The organism is Dysgonomonas sp. HDW5A, from assembly GCF_011299555.1.
Taxonomy (GTDB): Bacteria; Bacteroidota; Bacteroidia; order Bacteroidales; family Dysgonomonadaceae; genus Dysgonomonas_A.
Map to the genome: position 1 here is coordinate 1,172,134 of NZ_CP049857.1, position 17,577 is coordinate 1,189,710.

The 17,577-nt window shown below is 35.7% G+C and carries 16 protein-coding genes; 3 read left to right on the forward strand and 13 right to left on the reverse strand.

Annotated elements, in window-relative coordinates:
• Positions 1-117: 117 nt before the first annotated feature.
• The 4 genes from G7050_RS04895 to G7050_RS04910 all read right to left on the reverse strand — a co-directional run bounded on the left by G7050_RS04895 (position 118) and on the right by G7050_RS04910 (position 4,131).
• Positions 118-954, reverse strand: a complete 837-nt coding sequence (locus G7050_RS04895; protein WP_166112021.1) for a lysophospholipid acyltransferase family protein — start codon at positions 952-954, stop codon at positions 118-120.
• A gap of 140 nt (positions 955-1,094) precedes the next feature.
• Positions 1,095-2,480, reverse strand: a complete 1,386-nt coding sequence (gene glmM / locus G7050_RS04900; protein ID WP_166112024.1) for a phosphoglucosamine mutase — start codon at positions 2,478-2,480, stop codon at positions 1,095-1,097.
• A gap of 23 nt (positions 2,481-2,503) precedes the next feature.
• Positions 2,504-3,082: a DUF4827 domain-containing protein gene (locus G7050_RS04905; protein WP_166112027.1), complete on the reverse strand. Its 579-nt coding sequence runs from the start codon at positions 3,080-3,082 to the stop codon at positions 2,504-2,506.
• The gene (locus G7050_RS04910) at positions 3,079-4,131 is read right to left on the reverse strand and encodes a bifunctional oligoribonuclease/PAP phosphatase NrnA (RefSeq protein ID WP_166112030.1); all 1,053 of its coding nucleotides are present in this window, start codon (positions 4,129-4,131) and stop codon (positions 3,079-3,081) included. Before G7050_RS04910 ends, G7050_RS04905 begins: the two co-directional genes overlap by 4 nt.
• A 429-nt stretch (positions 4,132-4,560) precedes the next feature.
• On the opposite strand from G7050_RS04910, the gene G7050_RS04915 reads away from it, so the two are divergent.
• Positions 4,561-5,289: a hypothetical protein gene (locus G7050_RS04915; RefSeq protein ID WP_166112033.1), complete on the forward strand. Its 729-nt coding sequence runs from the start codon at positions 4,561-4,563 to the stop codon at positions 5,287-5,289.
• A gap of 46 nt (positions 5,290-5,335) precedes the next feature.
• Here G7050_RS04915 and G7050_RS04920 read toward each other — a convergent pair whose 3' ends face one another.
• The 3 genes from G7050_RS04920 to G7050_RS04930 all read right to left on the reverse strand — a co-directional run bounded on the left by G7050_RS04920 (position 5,336) and on the right by G7050_RS04930 (position 8,283).
• The gene (locus tag G7050_RS04920) at positions 5,336-7,306 is read right to left on the reverse strand and encodes a ComEC/Rec2 family competence protein (RefSeq protein WP_166112035.1); all 1,971 of its coding nucleotides are present in this window, start codon (positions 7,304-7,306) and stop codon (positions 5,336-5,338) included.
• 21 nt (positions 7,307-7,327) lie between these two features.
• Positions 7,328-7,978, reverse strand: a complete 651-nt coding sequence (gene rpe / locus G7050_RS04925; RefSeq protein ID WP_166112038.1) for a ribulose-phosphate 3-epimerase — start codon at positions 7,976-7,978, stop codon at positions 7,328-7,330.
• 137 nt (positions 7,979-8,115) lie between these two features.
• Complete coding sequence (locus G7050_RS04930) at positions 8,116-8,283, reverse strand: hypothetical protein (RefSeq protein WP_166112041.1); 168 nt, start codon at positions 8,281-8,283, stop codon at positions 8,116-8,118.
• A gap of 142 nt (positions 8,284-8,425) precedes the next feature.
• Between G7050_RS04930 and G7050_RS04935 the strand changes: the two genes are divergently transcribed.
• Positions 8,426-9,247 carry an RsiV family protein gene (locus G7050_RS04935; RefSeq protein WP_166112044.1) on the forward strand — a complete coding sequence of 274 codons (822 nt, stop codon included), beginning with the start codon at positions 8,426-8,428 and terminating at the stop codon, positions 9,245-9,247.
• A 91-nt stretch (positions 9,248-9,338) separates the two neighbouring features.
• Here G7050_RS04935 and G7050_RS17995 read toward each other — a convergent pair whose 3' ends face one another.
• From G7050_RS17995 to G7050_RS04965, 6 genes are all read right to left on the reverse strand, one after another.
• Positions 9,339-9,614, reverse strand: a complete 276-nt coding sequence (locus G7050_RS17995) for a DUF1294 domain-containing protein (RefSeq protein ID WP_166112047.1) — start codon at positions 9,612-9,614, stop codon at positions 9,339-9,341.
• A gap of 20 nt (positions 9,615-9,634) precedes the next feature.
• The gene (nspC, locus tag G7050_RS04945; RefSeq protein ID WP_166112050.1) at positions 9,635-10,777 is read right to left on the reverse strand and encodes a carboxynorspermidine decarboxylase; all 1,143 of its coding nucleotides are present in this window, start codon (positions 10,775-10,777) and stop codon (positions 9,635-9,637) included.
• A 110-nt stretch (positions 10,778-10,887) separates the two neighbouring features.
• Positions 10,888-13,332 (reverse strand): bifunctional aspartate kinase/homoserine dehydrogenase I, encoded by a 2,445-nt coding sequence (thrA, locus tag G7050_RS04950; RefSeq protein ID WP_166112053.1) that lies wholly within the window; start codon positions 13,330-13,332, stop codon positions 10,888-10,890.
• A 205-nt stretch (positions 13,333-13,537) separates the two neighbouring features.
• Complete coding sequence (locus G7050_RS04955) at positions 13,538-14,926, reverse strand: S41 family peptidase (RefSeq protein ID WP_166112056.1); 1,389 nt, start codon at positions 14,924-14,926, stop codon at positions 13,538-13,540.
• 59 nt (positions 14,927-14,985) lie between these two features.
• On the reverse strand, positions 14,986-15,594 hold the full coding sequence (locus G7050_RS04960; RefSeq protein ID WP_166112059.1) for an L-threonylcarbamoyladenylate synthase: 609 nt from the start codon (positions 15,592-15,594) through the stop codon (positions 14,986-14,988).
• A 166-nt stretch (positions 15,595-15,760) separates the two neighbouring features.
• Positions 15,761-16,579 carry an enoyl-ACP reductase gene (locus tag G7050_RS04965; protein WP_166112062.1) on the reverse strand — a complete coding sequence of 273 codons (819 nt, stop codon included), beginning with the start codon at positions 16,577-16,579 and terminating at the stop codon, positions 15,761-15,763.
• 763 nt (positions 16,580-17,342) lie between these two features.
• On the opposite strand from G7050_RS04965, the gene rpsU reads away from it, so the two are divergent.
• Entirely contained in the window at positions 17,343-17,534 is a 192-nt protein-coding gene (gene rpsU / locus G7050_RS04970) for a 30S ribosomal protein S21 (RefSeq protein WP_050708328.1), read from the forward strand.
• The last annotated feature ends 43 nt before the right edge of the window (positions 17,535-17,577 follow it).

Sequence of the window (17,577 nt, forward strand, 5' to 3'; positions counted from 1 at the left end):
ATATCATTAAATACTATCAATTACTTCATTAGCCAGCTATACTGACAAATTTACATATTTAATTCGATCTCGTACAAACGAACCATTAAAAAGAATTTGATGTTCGTGTCATAAAACTTATTCACCCTCCTTAGCCAGAGCATAAGTTTTATCTTTCAAGAAATTCCCGAGTTCTTCTAAGTCGGTATGCTTTGCAATCTCATCCGGCATAATCGGTTCCCCGAAAACAACACGAATTGTTTTTCCTTTTTTATTATATACTTCATGTCCTAAACGAAGACTTCTCAATCGCCAGTCAACTAAGTCTAGAAAATTGAAAAACCATGAGTTCTTTCCACTAAAGTACATGGGTATAACTGGTACTTTTGAGCCTTTTATTAATTTTATAACCGAAGGCTGCCATTCTCTATCGCGAACGATCATTTTCCCTTTCCGTATCTTGGTTTTAGATACTGCTCCGGCGGGGAAGAAACCTAGCGGATGACCTTCTTTCAGGTGGGTAATACATTGTTTTACACCATCAAGGCTCGATTTACTTGCCAGCTTTCCACTCTGGTAGGGATTAACGGCAATAAAGTGCATCGACATAGTATCTATCATTCCCAAGATGAAATTAACCATCATTTTATAATCGGGGCGAATAGAACCTACCACGTCAATAGCTGTAATACCATCAATATGACCGTATGCGTGATTAGATACAGTTATAAAAGCCTGATTGTCGAATTGCTTCAAAACCTCAGAGTTTTCAACTACAATATTCACACCTACATCTTTTAGGAGATGGTTGCAAAACTCAACCCCTTCATATTGCTTGGATGTATCATAGACCCGATTGACCTTATTTAAGCCCGTCAAACTCATTACGAGCTTGATAAGGGTATTGCCAAAACGCCCTCTGAATATAGGATGCATGCTCCGAATTTCGTCTGCACTTATTAGTTTCTCTTTCATCTGATCTTATTTAGCCTAAGGTCCACGACCTTGTATTACTGTGGCAAATATAAATATAAATCCTGTTCCTTTCAGACAGAAAAATCGACCTGCATCATTTTGTAATGACACAAGCCGATTCTATTTCGTTTTTTAAAATTCTATTTCGCCAGTGATTTTATAATTTCAATAATCTCAGCCCCTGCGATTTCGGCATCTTCCATAGTAGAAGCTTCCGAATAGATACGGATAATAGGTTCTGTATTTGATTTTCGCAAATGTACCCATTTGTCCGGAAAGTCTATTTTCACCCCATCGATATCGGTTACATCATACGATGAGAATTTTTCTTTAACCGCTTTCAATATAGCATCTACATCTATCTCAGGAGTTAACTCGATCTTTTGTTTTGCAATATAGTATTCCGGATAAGTTGCTCGCAACTCACTTACAGTTTTCTTTTCGTGTGCCAAATGTGACAGGAACAATGCAATACCTACCAAAGAGTCACGTCCGTAGTGGCTGGCAGGATATATTATTCCTCCATTGCCTTCGCCTCCAATTACAGCATGGGTTGCTTTCATTTTTGCAGTCACGTTTACCTCTCCTACTGCAGCGGCATTGTACTGCATACCGTAACGATTGGTTACATCACGCAATGCACGACTCGAACTTAAATTCGAAACGGTATTACCGGGAGTGTGTTTCAACACATAATCGGCTACAGCTACCAATGTATATTCTTCTCCAAACATCTCACCCTTTTCGTCTACGAGCGCTAAACGGTCAACATCGGGATCTACCACGATACCAACATCCGCTTTTCCTGACTTCATCAAATCTGAAATTTCAGTCAGATTTTCGGCTAAAGGCTCGGGGTTATGAGCAAAATTGCCTGTAGGCTCACAGTTAAGTTCTATTATATGATTTACACCTAAGGCCTTAAGCAACTTAGGCACAACAATTCCTCCTACTGAGTTTACACAATCTATTGCCACTTTAAAATTGGCAGCTTTAATAGCGGCAACATCAACCAACTTAAGGTCGAGTACTGCTTTGATATGTGCATCTGAATAATCTTTATTGGTTACTTTTCCGAGATTATCAACATCTGCGAAAATAAATTCTTCAGCCTCTGCTATTCGAAGTACTTCAGCTCCTTCTTCTGCATTCAAAAACTCTCCGTCTTGGTTAAGCAATTTCAAAGCATTCCATTGACGAGGGTTATGACTTGCAGTAAGAATGATTCCGCCACAAGCACCTTCCATTGCAGTAGCCAATTCGGTTGTCGGAGTTGTCGCCAACCCTATATTTACAACGTCAAAACCTATTCCCATAAGAGCTCCAACTACAACTTGTTCCATCATAGCTCCGGAAATGCGGGCATCACGTCCAACAACTATTTTATTACTTTTAGATGTTGTATTTTTCTTAATGAAAGTGGCATAAGCCGATACAAATTTAACAGCATCAAGTGGATTCAGTCCTTCGCCCGCAAGTCCACCGATAGTACCTCTGATACCTGAGATTGATTTTATTAATGCCATAGCAATAAATACTTTATAGATTATTAGTTAATAATTCGTGTATAATGTAATTCGGGGTAATACGCAGGTGTAAATGTATTCAATTGGTAATTAGAGCCACTTGCAAAAGGTACTATCAAACTGACTCTTGCATTTTCTCCCACATACTGCAAAGGAGCAGTTATACCTGTAGACAGTGAAAAATAATCAAGAGTTGCGTCATTAGAGTTACTATAAGTAGCAACAATACCATATGTAAATGAAATTGGCTGAGAAGAATTAGCATCCAAATTACCACGAAGTGTATCTGAGGGCAAAAAAATGGTATTCGCAAGTCGGACATTCACTTCCGAGCGTTTCGAAACACTGGCTCTCTTTCCATTACCTGAATCAATTACATTTATATAAACACCTGTTAATGGATCTCTAAAGTATTCATTTTCTTTAAAAACGCCACTGGCAGGATATTGATTCAAAACAACAATATTATGTTCATTGATAAAACGGCTAATATTTTTACGCTCATTCTTCAATTTATCTGCATATGTTTCACTACTGCTACATGCAGCAAAGACAACGCATAAAACGATAATAAAACAAATCAGTCCTAATACTTTTCTCATTTTTTCTCTAGATTATTTTTATTATTTATCAATAAATCGGCATATTCTGGAAGAGTATTTTCAAAAAGTGCCATTGCCTCCACTAATGAACCATAGAATTCACCACCCGAAGCATTCAGATGACCTCCTCCATTGAAACATTGTGCAGAAAATGTATTACAGGGAAAATCGCCTTGCGAACGAAGTGATATTTTTATCATACCATCGTCTTCTCTCATAAATACGGCAAAGGTTACGCCTCTTATATTCAGAGGTAAATTAGCAAAGCCTTCGGTATCTCCTTTCTGCGAGTTGAATCTCTTCTGATCGTCATTATCCAACCAGATCAAACCGGCTCCGTACTCTTCATATATTTTCATACGCTCCGACAGCATGTGACCCATCATACGATATCGGTCAGCCGTATAACTATGGTATACTTTAGAGTATATATAATCTTTGTCTATGCCTTTATTTAAAAGCTGAGCAATGATATAATATATTTGCGAATCGTTTGAGTTATATGTAAATGCACCTGTATCGGTCATCATTCCCATATAGATGGCCTCTGCCGAGTCTTTACTCATCATTTCAAAATCTCCCATGCGGCAGATCAATCTGAAAACAAGTTCGCTCGTAGACGATATTTCGGGATGAGAAATACAAACATCACTAAAATCCGATGGGTATGGGTGATGATCAATCAACACCTTTTTCGCTTTAGATTCTTCAACCGCCAGTCCGACATTCTTAATGCGGCTCAAGACATTAAAGTCTAAACAGAAAATAAGATCAGTTTCACTGATTAGCTTTTCTGCAAAGTCGGGATATTTCTCATAAATAAGAATATCTTTCGAACCCTTTAACCATTTTAGAAAATACGGAAACTCATTAGGTACGATTATAGTAGCATCCAGACCCTGATCGATCAGATAATGATATAATCCTAAAGAAGAACCAATAGCATCGCCGTCGGGAGAAACATGAGTCACAATAACAGCTTTGTCCGCTTTATCAATTAGGTCAGCTACTTTAGTTATCTTATCCTGATCTATTATTTTTGTAAACATTCTAAGTAAAATAAATATATTAAGCTCTGTGAGCTATTTTTTGCCGGGGTAAACAAAAGTCGAAAAGAGTGTTATCCATAGAAAACAATCATTAAATACTTTCAGTTACTTTAAATAGACAATTGTAACAAACAGTGTTTACTACAATCATTTAATAGCAAATCGGTCATATGACCTTAGTTAAAATACAATCGTACAAAAATACTAAAAAAATATCCGTAAAACCCCATTACCTCAACATCGTAATAGAGAATTCGCAATTTTTCACATTCTAAGACAATTGCATCTACTTAAATTATTTATAGCCAGATACTACTTTATTCTAAGGAAATCAATCATTTTTTAATCTTGCAATAATATTGATACTTTGGCTTTTTTATTATATGTTTGTAGTTCATTGTATTTTTAACAAACTATTAACAAACTATTATGAAGAAAAAAAAACTACTATTTTTTTATGTATTAAGTCTGCTATTTACAGTTTCATGTTCAAATGAAGATCTAGATTTAGGGAAAAATGAGTCAAAGGATATTGATAAGAACGGATCAATTGAGTTTATCTATAAAGGTAAATTATATTCTTCAACATACTTTTCAACCCAAGACTCTCTAATTATCCTAAATGACAAGATTGCGAATGAAGTGTATCGCAACTTAGGATTAAATCCAGCCTTAGCAGTTGTTATTAATGAGGATGGGGTTCTAACTTATTATGACAGTTATGATGAAATCCCCTCTTATACCTCAACACAAACTAATCTAAGAAGCACTTATGTTCCAACTTCTTTTACTGTAGATCTTTTTGAAGACTCAAGTTATAATGGAAAAAGAATAAGCTTTACGATTGACAAAAATAATACAAAAGTTTATATTCCTTCCCTAAGAGCATATGGTATGAATGATAAAATATCATCATTAAAATATAGACTTGCTCGCACTTACTCGACAGAACCACCTAGATATCCATTCCCCTTCAACATTCAATTTACCTTGTTTGAGCACGATAACTATGAAGGTAAATCTATCACTTTTGCATCTACAAAATTATACACAAGTGACACAGATCGTGAGGATACAGTTAGACGCCTTAAAGAAGTCTCTTTTGGTTCTGGCAAAAACTGGAATGATGTGGCTAGTTCGGTAATAATTGGACAATAAAATACATATTATATTATAAATAAAGCCAAGCAGTAAATGTTTGGCTTTATTTATAATTCTCATTAAAAAATATCCGTAAAACTCCATTATCCGATACATCGTAATAAGGAATTCGTAATTTTTCACATTCTAACACAAATCTTTGGAGAGTTTTCTTTGACAAAGAACCGTCAAGAATAACTTTATCTATTTCAAACACCTGATTAAGAGAATATAATGACAATGAATTATTCTCAACTAAATGAAGATAATCAACTTTCATTTTTTGATTAGGAGATCTCCCTTTCCATGTATCGTTTGTTACTATCAGGTATTTTGATCCCTTTAACCAGATAAGCGTATTGTTTTTCACTTCGGTTATTTCCTCCTTATGATATCCTATTTGATATATAACTTGTGTTGACTCCGGTCTGTTATAAACCACCAATGTATCTTTATTTTTGATAATCGTACGGAAATTCACACCTATAAAAACAAAAATACAGACCAATGATACAATCAGAACCTTGGGCTTCTTTTTTAAAAGAAAGGACATAAGTGATATAATAATTAACCATAGCAGAACCAAACCTACCGTAGACGGTTTTAGATTCTGTAGCGAAGCGTATGGTAAATTCTCGAAAAATGAAGAAGTGGAAGTTGCTGCTTTTACCAATATTTTAAATAAGCCAATCGGCAAATACTGAAGATATGTAGCAACGGCAGGTAGAAAAACTCCTACCCCCTGTAAGAAAACGATAACAATTGCATCGTACAGAGCCAATGTTATCAGTGGAATAATAATCAAATTAGTTATGAAAAAATAAACAGGAAACGTACCGAAGTAATATAAGCACAGCGGAAATATACCTATCTGCACGGATAAGGATACATTGAATATATCACGGAAATATCTTACATACCTATTTTTTACAGGCATTGCATCCGACAAAACAGGCATAAGAAGGAGCATAGATAATACGGCAAGAAAACTCAACTGGAAACCCATATCAAACAACCACAGAGGATTCCAGACAAGCATAAGAAAAGCCGTCATAAATAAAGTATTATAAGAATAGCTCTTGCTTCCGAACAATGCAGCAACACAGAGGGCAGTAAGCATAAGACAAGCCCGAAGTGCCGAAGGCGGAAAACCGATGACAAACACATAGATCCAGAGTAAAAGAATAATAATGATTTGCTTTATCCAATTGTATTTTGAGTGACGGTGTACAAAACTCAACAAAGAAGAAATAACTACAAAAATAATTCCCACGTGCATTCCACTGACTGCCAGAATATGTGCGACACCCGTAGTCCTAAAAGACTCTACAGTCTCATCAGACAAGGCATCTGTATATCCTAATGTGAGAGCCGAAAGCATACCATATTCTTCCGTAGTCAGACCTAACGATTTATATAATTGAAGTATATATTGCCTACTTTGTGCTGCCTTAATAAATAAATCGGAATTGGACACTTGTTCTTTCTGCCACCTGTCTGATCTGACGAATGTCATCCCCGAATAGCCTTTATTATACATATAACGGGCGTAGTCAAATTCATCGGGATTACCTCTATTTTTGAAAGCTTGTATTTGAGAAAAGAAAGTAAAGGTATCTCCCTCTTTTAAATCTTCTAAATTATCCTCTTTCGAAAAATAACAAACAATCTGCTTATTGAAATCTTTTAGTTTAACCTTGTAAGTATACGAGCTTGGTTTTTCCTGAGGTATATCGACAACAGTGGCTGTATAGGTTTCACTGACATCAGGAAATGTAAAGGCTGACATTTGCTGCCTGAGCATAGTCGAAACAATTCCTACACCTAACAACATAAAACAAACGCCATACCCAAATCGGAATTGGTGACCTAATATTTTAGACTTTGGAACAAAATACGAAAAGAGTATAATACCGAGTCCTAAGACAATCGGAATTATACTCCATTTTCCTATATGGTAATAATATTGAATTACAATACCTAAAAGAAGAGGTAACAACAGTCTAAAAAACGGAGCTTTCGTAATTTTCTCCATACCTCAACTTATTGATGCACCTTATAAATTTTTCAATTCATGGATCATCTGAGTAGGATTCGGTGCCGAAAAGACTGCATTACCTGCGACAAGAACATCGGCTCCTGCATCGAGTAAGCGTTTACCTGTTTCAAGATTCACACCTCCGTCTACTTCTATGAGAGTAGAGAGATTGCGCTCTTGTATCATTTTTTTTAAACGCGATACCTTAGATAAGGATCGTTCAATAAACCTTTGTCCTCCAAATCCCGGATTAACAGACATGATCAGAACCATATCTAAATCCTCGAGAATATCTTCCAGAAATTCAACCGGTGTATGTGGATTTAGCGTTACTCCCGCTTTCATCCCTGCATCATGGATAGCTCCTACTGTACGGTGAAGGTGTGTACACGCTTCATAATGCACAGTCATCATATAAGCATTTATATCTTTTACCTGCTGAATAAATTTTTCGGGTTGCACAATCATCAAATGCACATCCAGAGGTTTCTTGGCTATTTCTTTAACACGTTCCAATACCGGAAAACCAAAAGATATGTTAGGAACAAACACTCCATCCATTACATCACAATGCAACCAATCGGCCTCACTGTTATTTAACATTTCAATATCTTTTTGCAGATTCAAAAAATCGGCAGAAAGAAGCGAAGGTGATATTTTATGACTCATAATACAATTTTATAGATTCGAAACGTAGCATTGCCTTAGATGCTTTGCTGTAAACAAAGATAATAAAAAAACAGTCTTTCCTTTTAAATGAAGGAAAGACTGTTATCTCTTAGATTTTTAATTCATTACTACAATACTTAGTTTAAACATGTAGCTCTGATCTCTTCCGGCAATGATGGATCGGCATAGTAACTATGCGCAAACATCTTCAAAAAACTCAAAGTCTTTGCTGATGGTCCTTGTTCGTCTGTCAACATTTCCAATAATTTTTCATCGCCTGTTACTTGTGTAGATTTCTCATCCATAGGCTTTCCCCTTTTAAATACTTTTGATTTCCCTTTATTACTACTTATTACATTTTATAAACGTTAGTTAATTGAACTTATTATGTCCGTCATGCGTTTTTATGCTAAATTTGTTCTTAATAAAATATAAATTTGTTCAATTATGAAAAAGATTAGTTTTGCTATCTTAATGGTGATCATAGCAATCACTTCTTGTAAAAAGACACAACCAAACATGCCGGCAACCGAAAAGTGGAAGTTTGACAAGCTTAGTCTTGAAAAGAAAGTCTTTCTAGATAATGACTCGACAAAAGGAGGTATAAAATTAAGCTTCGAATTTAATTATCCATCTAAAATAGGAAATGATTCTCTCCTTTCTGTTATACAATCACACTTTGCAACTGCTTTTGCCGGAGATGATTACAAAAACCTCAACCCTCAAAGTGCATTCGACACCCTTACCAACAGATCAATCAACGAGAGTCTTGATATTGCAAAATTAGCAATTAAAGACCGAAGCGATCTTTCTGATTATTATAAAAATGTTGTAACATCGGTATTTGACACTACCGACATGACTATTACAGCCAGAACCGAAACCAATGAATATATGGGAGGGGCTCACGGCTCACAATATATTTCCTATTACAATATCGATACTCGCAACGGATCTGTCATAAAAGGAGATAAACTATTCAAAAGTGGAAGTCAAGACAAGCTTACTCAATATATTAAAGAAGATTTAGCTAAAACCCTGAATTCTCAAGGGGATACTATCACCTTGCTTGATCCTGAATCAATTGTACCCAGTGACAACTTTTACTTTAATAATCAAGGCATTGTATATGTATATAATAGTTATGAGGTTGCTCCTTATTCTGACGGATTAGTAGAAGTCACTCTTCCATATGCTAAAATCAAAGACATGATTACAAGCGAATATATACCAATAATATCCTTAAAGACTAAAGAAGGAACAAAATAAGATTAAACCATATAATCGAAAAAAGCCTTCGGATAACCAGATTATCCGAAGGCTTTTTTTCATATATCAAATGTCGATTCTCTATTTTAAGTTAGAATTTCATCAAAAGATAATCTCTAAAATAATAAAAGCAGACACAATTAAACAGCAATGATACAGGTATTAAAATTTTAAACTTCGCATGCTTTGTCTTATGGCGAAAAATATTCATACCCAAAACTGCTCCTATTGCACCAAAAAGAAAAGAACTAAGGATTAGTATTTTTTCGCTGATCCTATATGTATGAGCTTTTGCTTTACGTTTATCGAGTCCGTATAAAAAGAATACGATGATATTCCAGATAATTAAGAAATAGAATATATACATAATATTAATTATGTGAGACCTTAGCTCATTCTGTTTTTATAATCCGTATAATCAAACTCCTTATATATTTCAAGTTGGTTATCCTGACGCCACAATGCGATAGCCGGATGTGATATTCCATTAAACATGGTTGTTTTCACAATAGTATAATGAATCATATCCTCAAATACAATTTTATCTCCTATCGCTAAAGGTTCATCAAAAGACCAATCGCCCATAAAATCGCCGCTCAGACAGCTGTTCCCCCCCATACGGTATGTTGGTTTTCCTTCAACAGGATCATGGTATGCACCTCGTATCTTTGGCTTGTAAGGCATTTCTAAACAATCGGGCATATGACAGGCAAACGAAACATCCAGAATAGCTGTTTTTATTCCCTGATTTTCTACTACATCTATAACAGAAGACACTAACACGCCTGTTTGCCAAGCAAATGCACTTCCGGGTTCCATTATAATTTCGAGATGTGGATATTTCTCTCTTAAAGAAAGTAGCAATTCGACCAGATGCTCTACATCATAATCGTCACGGGTCATCAGATGGCCACCACCCATATTCAACCATTTAGCCTGTTTAAGCCATTTATCGAATTTAGTAATTACTACATTTAGAGTTTTCTCCAGATCAAAAGAAGATGATTCGCATAGTGTATGAAAATGCAGTCCTTCAACACCTTCAGGTAATTTATCTCCCAAAGCCTCGGGAGTTACTCCAAAACGTGATCCGGGTGCACATGGATTATACAAATCGGTTTCTACCTCCGAATATTCGGGGTTAATTCGAATTCCACACGAAACCTTATTTCCATCCGCTACAACCTGAGGGTAAAACCTTTCAAATTGCGTCAACGAATTAAAGGTTATATGATCGCTATATTTTAAGAATGTAGGAAAATTCTCATTGGTATAAGCAGGTGAAAAGGTATGTGCAGGACTTTTCATTTCCTCAAAAGCCAATTGTGCCTCAAACACCGAACTGGCTGTCGAATAGGGTACATATTCGCGGATAATAGGGAAAGATTTCCACATGGCAAAAGCCTTAAACGCCAATATAATATTAACGCCGGTACGATCTTTTACCGATTTGATCAACGATAAGTTTTTTCGTAACAATTCTTCTTCCATCACAAAACATGGAGAAGGTACTTTATGTATTTCTATCATCTTTTTTACGTCCTTATTTGAATATACAAAGATATTAATAAAAAAATTGCTTTATCCTTTTGATCGGATAAAACAATTTTGAGTTATTCTGGAGGTCTAAAACTCAGACCTTATCTCACATTGGCAATACTGATAATATCAGAAAACACACCTGCCGCAGTTACACTAGCTCCAGCACCATATCCTTTTATAATCATCGGATACTCATTATAACGCTCGGTTGTAATCTGAATTATATTGTTGCTGCCTTCCAATTCATAAAACGGATGGCTCATATCAACTTCCTGTAAGCCTACTTCACATTCGCCATTTTCGTATTTGGCTACGAAACGAAGGTGCTTTCCTTCGACTTCCAAATTTTGGCGACGGTCTTCAAAGCCTTTGTCAACTTCAGCAATACTACTCCAAAACTCATCGAGTGTTCCATCAAAATATTTCTGAGGAACAAATAGTTTTACTTTCACATCTTTTTGCTCGACTTTATATCCGGCTTCGCGACTAAGAATAACCAATTTACGGATTACATCCTGTCCACATAAATCAACACGCGGGTCGGGTTCAGCATATCCTGCTTCCTTTGCCATCTGCACAGCTTTACTAAATGGAATATCTTTACTTATGGTATTGAATATAAAGTTAAGTGTTCCCGATAATACAGCTTCAATCTTGATGATTTTATCCCCCGAGTTAGTTAGCGAATTCATTGTATTGATAATTGGAAGACCTGCCCCCACATTGGTTTCAAACAGAAACTTCACATTACGCTCACGAGCTGTATTTTTCAATTTCAAATAATTGTCGTAAGCCGACGAAGCGGCAATCTTATTGGCAGTAACTACCGAAACATTATTTGCCAATAAACTGTCATATAATGAGGCAATTTGTTCACTCGCTGTACAATCGACAAAAACAGCATTGAATATATTCATATCCAAAATTTTGTCTTGCAATATACTGGGGGAACTTGCGATACCTTCTTTGTCGAGAAGCTCCCTGTAATTATCCAGGTCAATACCTTCTCTGCAAAACAAGGCTTTACGTCCGTTGGCAATACCTGCAACATTTAACTTTAAAGAATACTGTTGCTTTAATTTCGGCTGTTGCTTTTTGATCTGTTCGATCAAATGACCACCGACAATACCCGTACCTCCAACAATAAAAAGATTCAGTACCTTATATTCTGATAAGAAAAACGAATCGTGAATCGAGTTCAACGCCTTTCTCAAATATTTATTTTTGATAACAAAAGAGATATTTACTTCCGAAGCTCCCTGAGCACAGGCAACTACGCTGATACCACTTTTACCCAGTGTTTCGAATAGTTTTCCGGCAATACCGGGAGTATATTTCATATTCTCACCAACAATAGATACTGTTGCCAAGTCACGCTCCAACTGAACCCTATTGATACTACCCAGAGCTATTTCATTTGCAAATTCCTCTTCCAATACACTCGCTGCTAAATCGGCATCTACCGAACGAACCCCTATCGAGGTACTGTTTTCGGATGAAGCCTGAGAGACCAAAAACACACTGATAGCATTTTTTGCCAATGCTCGGAATATTCGGTAATTGACCCCAATAATACCTACCATACCCAAACCTTGAACGGTAAGCAAACAAGTATCATCTATGGATGAGATACCTTTTATCAGAGCCTTGCGTTTATTTTCGCCCCCATCGTGAGAAATAAAAGTTCCGGGCAATTCGGGGTGAAATGTATTCTTTATACGGATAGGTATATTCTTATGGTAAACAGGGAATATTGTAGGTGGGTAGATAACCTTTGCCCCAAAGTTGCAAAGCTCGGTGGCTTCCGTAAAAGTCAAATGCTCTATCACATACGCTCCACTGATTACTTTCGGATCAGCCGACATAAAACCATCTACATCTGTCCATATTTCTAAGACATCGGCATCTAAAGCAGAAGCAAATATGGCAGCAGTGTAATCCGAACCGCCTCTTCCCAGATTGGTAATCTCATTTCTCGATTTGCAGGCAGAAATAAAACCTGCCACCAATACTTTGCCTGACGATGTTGCAAAAGCATTTTTAATCAGAGAGCTCGACAATTCGATATCAGGAGTATGTTTTCCGAAAGCCGAATTAGTCTTTATCAATTGAATAGCATCCAGATGCTCGAAATCACTTAATACATAACTTACAATAAGAGACGATAATCTCTCGCCATAACTTACAATTTTATCAGACGTACGTTGCGAAAGGTCGTTTATTAAAAAAACACCTTTAAATATATTACTAAGTTCGTCTAACAAGACATTGATTTTAGATAAAAGGTCGGATTCTGTTTTCCTGTCAAAATTCAAACCTTCTATTATCGAAAGATGAGTATCAATAATTCCCTTAAAACTCAATTCATAATCGGCATTCCCGTCGGCAGCAAGCAATGAGGTTGCCATCAGTTTGTCCGTTATTCCTCCAAACGCAGACGCCACAATAACCAAAGAGCCTTTTTCGGCATCTATTATCTTTTTTACATTGAGTATATTTTGAGCCGATCCCAGAGAGGTTCCGCCAAATTTCATTACTTTCATAGCTATGTCGGGTCTAAAATTTATTGTTTTTCGTTCGAAGGTCTCAAACCTTTTTTATTATCATTTTATGTATGACGTTAACCTACAAATATAAAGATTTAATCTTTGTTTACAAAATTAAGAAAATGACACACGCTTAAATACAAAAAGTGACGGAATCAGTTTAGATTCCATCACTTTTCTATTTTACGATCCTATATTCTTATTATTGTAGATCTACCATAGTTTCATTAGCTCCGATTCTGTTTGATAAAGATGTTTTAAGTTCTCTTTCAAATCCGGTCGATCTTGTTTCTACAGATAGCGTTGATTTTGCACCGCCTATAGTTGCTAATATTTGAGAGAGGATAACTTCCTTATCAGTACCCAATTCTCCTAAAAGTATCTTCTTTTCTGCAGCAACTTTAACTTCCTGAATTGGAGTATTAGGAGCAAAACCTGCTGTGTAGTTATAGTTCTTATTAACGTCAGCCATATACAAATATGCCAAAGTCAAATTCCATTTACCGGCTGTTCCATTTTCGGTAGTTCTTGCAGTTGCAATATTACGCCCTTTTGTTTTTTCTCCAACAAGTACAACATCATTTGCTCTATATGCTTTAATAGCATTGATTAAAGCCTCTGAAGCACCCGCTGTCGTTTGTCCTGTTATTATATAGATCTTACCTAACTGATCCCCTAATGTAGGAATAGCAACTCCTTTACCTTCCGCTGTTTTATCTTGAAAGTTCAAGGGTCTAACAGGTGTTGGCAGATCCGGACGATATACTTGCTGAATAAAAGCCTTATTTATATCACGGCCTTTTACCAAAGCACTACCTAATGCCTGAACTCCGCTAAGACTTCCTCCTGAATTATAGCGTACATCAAATACAAGATCAGTTACTCCCTTATCTTTGAACTCGGTCAACTTAGCTGCTAAGCTGTTGTCATAAGCATAATTTGCTCCTGCTGAAAAATTATTGTAAGCAATATAACCAACTTTCTTAGATCCCGCAGTCAAGATACTAGACGTATGCATCGGAGCTTCTGAGTAGTTTGCGACAGGCGAAAATGACACAGATTTCTCCTCTGTAATCATAGGGGTTCTTATAGATAGTGTTATTTTTTCACCTTTACTATATGCACTTGCCAATAGAGTAGATGCATTAGCTGCAGTAACAGCAGTACCATTTACTTTTGTAATATACAATCCACGTGCCATAAAGTCTTTCGCTGGGGTATTAGGCTTTACGTATAAAACCACATAATAGGTCACCCCACTGATATAATTATTAATAGCATATTCAAATCCCGGATCGTATACTGTTACAGCCGGTTCGCTTGTTGATGAGATTCTTGAATAATTATACTTATTTCCTCCGTCTGTGTAAACATCATTCGCACTTAACAACGACTTGAAAAAAGCCGGAGTTTCTTGTTCTAAAGATACATTGTTTGGAGTCCAGAGGTAGTTATTTTTCATAACTGTTAATACCTGCTCATTGGTTTTCGTATCAACCGGTGGTGTGGGTACTGGATCGTCTCCACCACAAGATACCATAAACATAGTGCCTAAAACAACAGACAGTATTGTAAAAAGTCTTTTTTTCATATTTTCGCTACTTAAGTATTATATTAATGTTGGTGCAAAATTAGATATTTTATTTATTTCTACCAAATTAGCTCCCCTCTGCCTTGCCGTACGATAGTAGGCTCACCATCTGTACAATCGACTATGGTTGAAGCTTCGAGACCTCCATATCCCCCATCAATAATAAGATCTACAACATTTTCATACTTTTCCTCCATTAATTCGGGGTCTGTTGTATACTCTATGATCTCATCATCGTTTTTAACAGATGTTGTCAAAACAGGATTACCTAGGATTCTAACAATTTCCCTGATGATATTGTTGTCCGGTATCCTGATACCAACTGTTTTTTTATCTTTATATATTTTAGGCAGAGAGGATGTTGTATTTAACAAAAAAGTAAAGGGTCCTGGCAAATTTTTCTTCATTAATTTAAACGTAGAGGTATCTACCTTAGCATATTCGCTGATATTACTCAAGTCATAGCATATAATCGATAGATTACTCTTTGCCGGATTTATACCTTTCATCTTACAAATTTTCTCTACGGCTCTCACATTTAGAGCATCACAACCAATTGCATAAACAGTATCGGTAGGATAGATAACCAGTCCTCCATCTTGAAGAACCTTCACCACTTTATCAATTTCTTTTTGATTGGGATTTTCCGGATATATTTTTATTAACATAATTATTCCTAAACTTTTTCTTTGTACAGAAGAGTGTATCCTATTCTATTTATTTGTGTTTCTTCAAAACACGACAAATATATAAAAAAAGAGACAGAAAACTCTTGTTTTCTGTCTCTTAAGACTTATAACCTTTTATTCTTTTTCCTTACGAATAAATTCCGGCTTATTTATTTGCATTAAACTCATCCATCACGGCTGCAGTAAGTCCCATATTAGAGAAACCTCCATCGTGAAATAAGTTTTGCATGGTTACTTTGCGAGTCAAATCCGAGAACATAACAATACAATAATCGGCACACTCCTCGGCATTGGCATTACCTAGAGGCGACATTTTTTCGGCAAATTCAAGAAATCCGCCCATACCTCCGATACCTGCTCCGGCAGTGGTCATTGTAGGTGATTGTGAAATTGTATTCACACGTACACCTTTATCACGTCCATATACATAACCAAAGCTACGACCTATCGATTCTAACAACGATTTAGCATCAGCCATATCATTATATCCTGCAAAAGTACGTTGTGCTGCAATATGAGTAAGAGCTAAAACCGAACCGCCTTCAGCAATCGCATCCATTTTTTTCGCAACCTGCATCATTTTGTGAAAAGAGACAGCCGAAATATCTAATGTTTTATCTAAAAATTTATAGTCTAAATCATCATAATCGCGTCCTTTACGTACGTTTGGAGACATACCTATTGAGTGAAGAACGAAGTCAATCTTACCACCCAGAATTTCTTGCGATCTTGCAAAAACAAGCTCAAGATCTTCTACGATTGTAGCATCTGCAGGAATCACTTCTGTCTTTAATTTGTCAGCCAATGCATTAGTTTCTCCCATCCTCATTGCCATAGGAGTATTTGATAATGTAATTGTTGCTCCTTGCTCTACAGCTTTTTCTGCAACTTTCCATGCTATTGACATTTCATTTAGAGCTCCAAAGACGATACCTCTTTTGCCCTTTAATAAGTTATGACTCATTTTTATTTTTCTATTAGTGAATAATATTCTTTTTGATTGTTGAATGGCACAAAAATACTAAAAATGTGCAATATCTATATTCTTTTACCTAAAATTTCCCATAAATAAGAAATTACTCTTAATAAACAGCCTTCTTAAAAAGCAGCAGAATCACTTATAACCAAATGAATATCTTTCGATTATAGTATATATTTAGAAATAAGAAATCTACAACCACGAAATATGCATATCCTGCTTTTTTAGCTTTCTTTTTACCTATTCAACTCAACATTCTATTTGAATGAGGTTAGAATTTACCGCCACTTCGGTTCTTTAAACAGATCAATTATAAAGCATATAAGCTCCAATAATTAGCAAAGGTTTTTATTTAATACAATTGATTAAGACAAACAACCTGTGCCATAAATCATTTTAGGCGTCACGTAAAACATAAAGGAAATTGCTGATAGAAGATCGTAATATAAATAGTTATTTTCTTGGAAATAAATCCGTATCAATAGCTATGTATCAATCGAAATAAGAAGAGGTTTGGAAGAATTTATTAAATATCTTTTGTGGTTCTCATTGAAACATATATCTTTGCAACCCGAAAAAGAAGGGAGGTTTTGATTAATACTTAGAATAATATAGTACTGAAACATAGGCTTTACAATAAGAATAAAGCATTATGTATGTATCCGGATCAATTAGATTAGATTGAGATGGACTTATTTTAATAAATCAAAACGTATTTTTTATAAACTGAAATTTAAAAATTAAAATTATGATAGTTGTTCCTATAAAAGAAGGTGAAAACATCGAAAAAGCACTTAAAAAATTCAAAAGAAAATTCGAAAAAACTGGTGTCGTAAAAGAACTAAGACGTCGTCAAGCTTTTGAAAAACCATCTATTACAAATAGAAAACAAAGAATTCACGCTGCATACGTACAAAAACTTCATCAAATAGAAGATTAAAACATTTGTATTTATAACAACGATTGTATAACTTCGTCTCTGA

Excerpts from the sequence above, each read along its gene's own strand:
- glmM (WP_166112024.1), bottom strand. The coding sequence starts at position 2,480 with ATGGCATTAATAAAATCAATCTCAGGTATCAGAGGTACTATCGGTGGA.
- G7050_RS04895 (WP_166112021.1), bottom strand. The coding sequence starts at position 954 with ATGAAAGAGAAACTAATAAGTGCAGACGAAATTCGGAGCATGCATCCT.
- G7050_RS04960 (WP_166112059.1), bottom strand. The coding sequence starts at position 15,594 with ATGTTAATAAAAATATATCCGGAAAATCCCAATCAAAAAGAAATTGAT.
- G7050_RS04965 (WP_166112062.1), bottom strand. The coding sequence starts at position 16,579 with ATGAGTCATAACTTATTAAAGGGCAAAAGAGGTATCGTCTTTGGAGCT.
- G7050_RS04930 (WP_166112041.1), bottom strand. The coding sequence starts at position 8,283 with ATGGATGAGAAATCTACACAAGTAACAGGCGATGAAAAATTATTGGAA.
- rpsU (WP_050708328.1), top strand. The coding sequence starts at position 17,343 with ATGATAGTTGTTCCTATAAAAGAAGGTGAAAACATCGAAAAAGCACTT.
- G7050_RS04905 (WP_166112027.1), bottom strand. The coding sequence starts at position 3,082 with ATGAGAAAAGTATTAGGACTGATTTGTTTTATTATCGTTTTATGCGTT.
- rpe (WP_166112038.1), bottom strand. The coding sequence starts at position 7,978 with ATGAGTCATAAAATATCACCTTCGCTTCTTTCTGCCGATTTTTTGAAT.
- G7050_RS04915 (WP_166112033.1), top strand. The coding sequence starts at position 4,561 with ATGAAGAAAAAAAAACTACTATTTTTTTATGTATTAAGTCTGCTATTT.
- G7050_RS04935 (WP_166112044.1), top strand. The coding sequence starts at position 8,426 with ATGAAAAAGATTAGTTTTGCTATCTTAATGGTGATCATAGCAATCACT.
- G7050_RS04910 (WP_166112030.1), bottom strand. The coding sequence starts at position 4,131 with ATGTTTACAAAAATAATAGATCAGGATAAGATAACTAAAGTAGCTGAC.
- G7050_RS17995 (WP_166112047.1), bottom strand. The coding sequence starts at position 9,614 with ATGTATATATTCTATTTCTTAATTATCTGGAATATCATCGTATTCTTT.
- G7050_RS04920 (WP_166112035.1), bottom strand. The coding sequence starts at position 7,306 with ATGGAGAAAATTACGAAAGCTCCGTTTTTTAGACTGTTGTTACCTCTT.
- G7050_RS04955 (WP_166112056.1), bottom strand. The coding sequence starts at position 14,926 with ATGAAAAAAAGACTTTTTACAATACTGTCTGTTGTTTTAGGCACTATG.
- nspC (WP_166112050.1), bottom strand. The coding sequence starts at position 10,777 with ATGATAGAAATACATAAAGTACCTTCTCCATGTTTTGTGATGGAAGAA.
- thrA (WP_166112053.1), bottom strand. The coding sequence starts at position 13,332 with ATGAAAGTAATGAAATTTGGCGGAACCTCTCTGGGATCGGCTCAAAAT.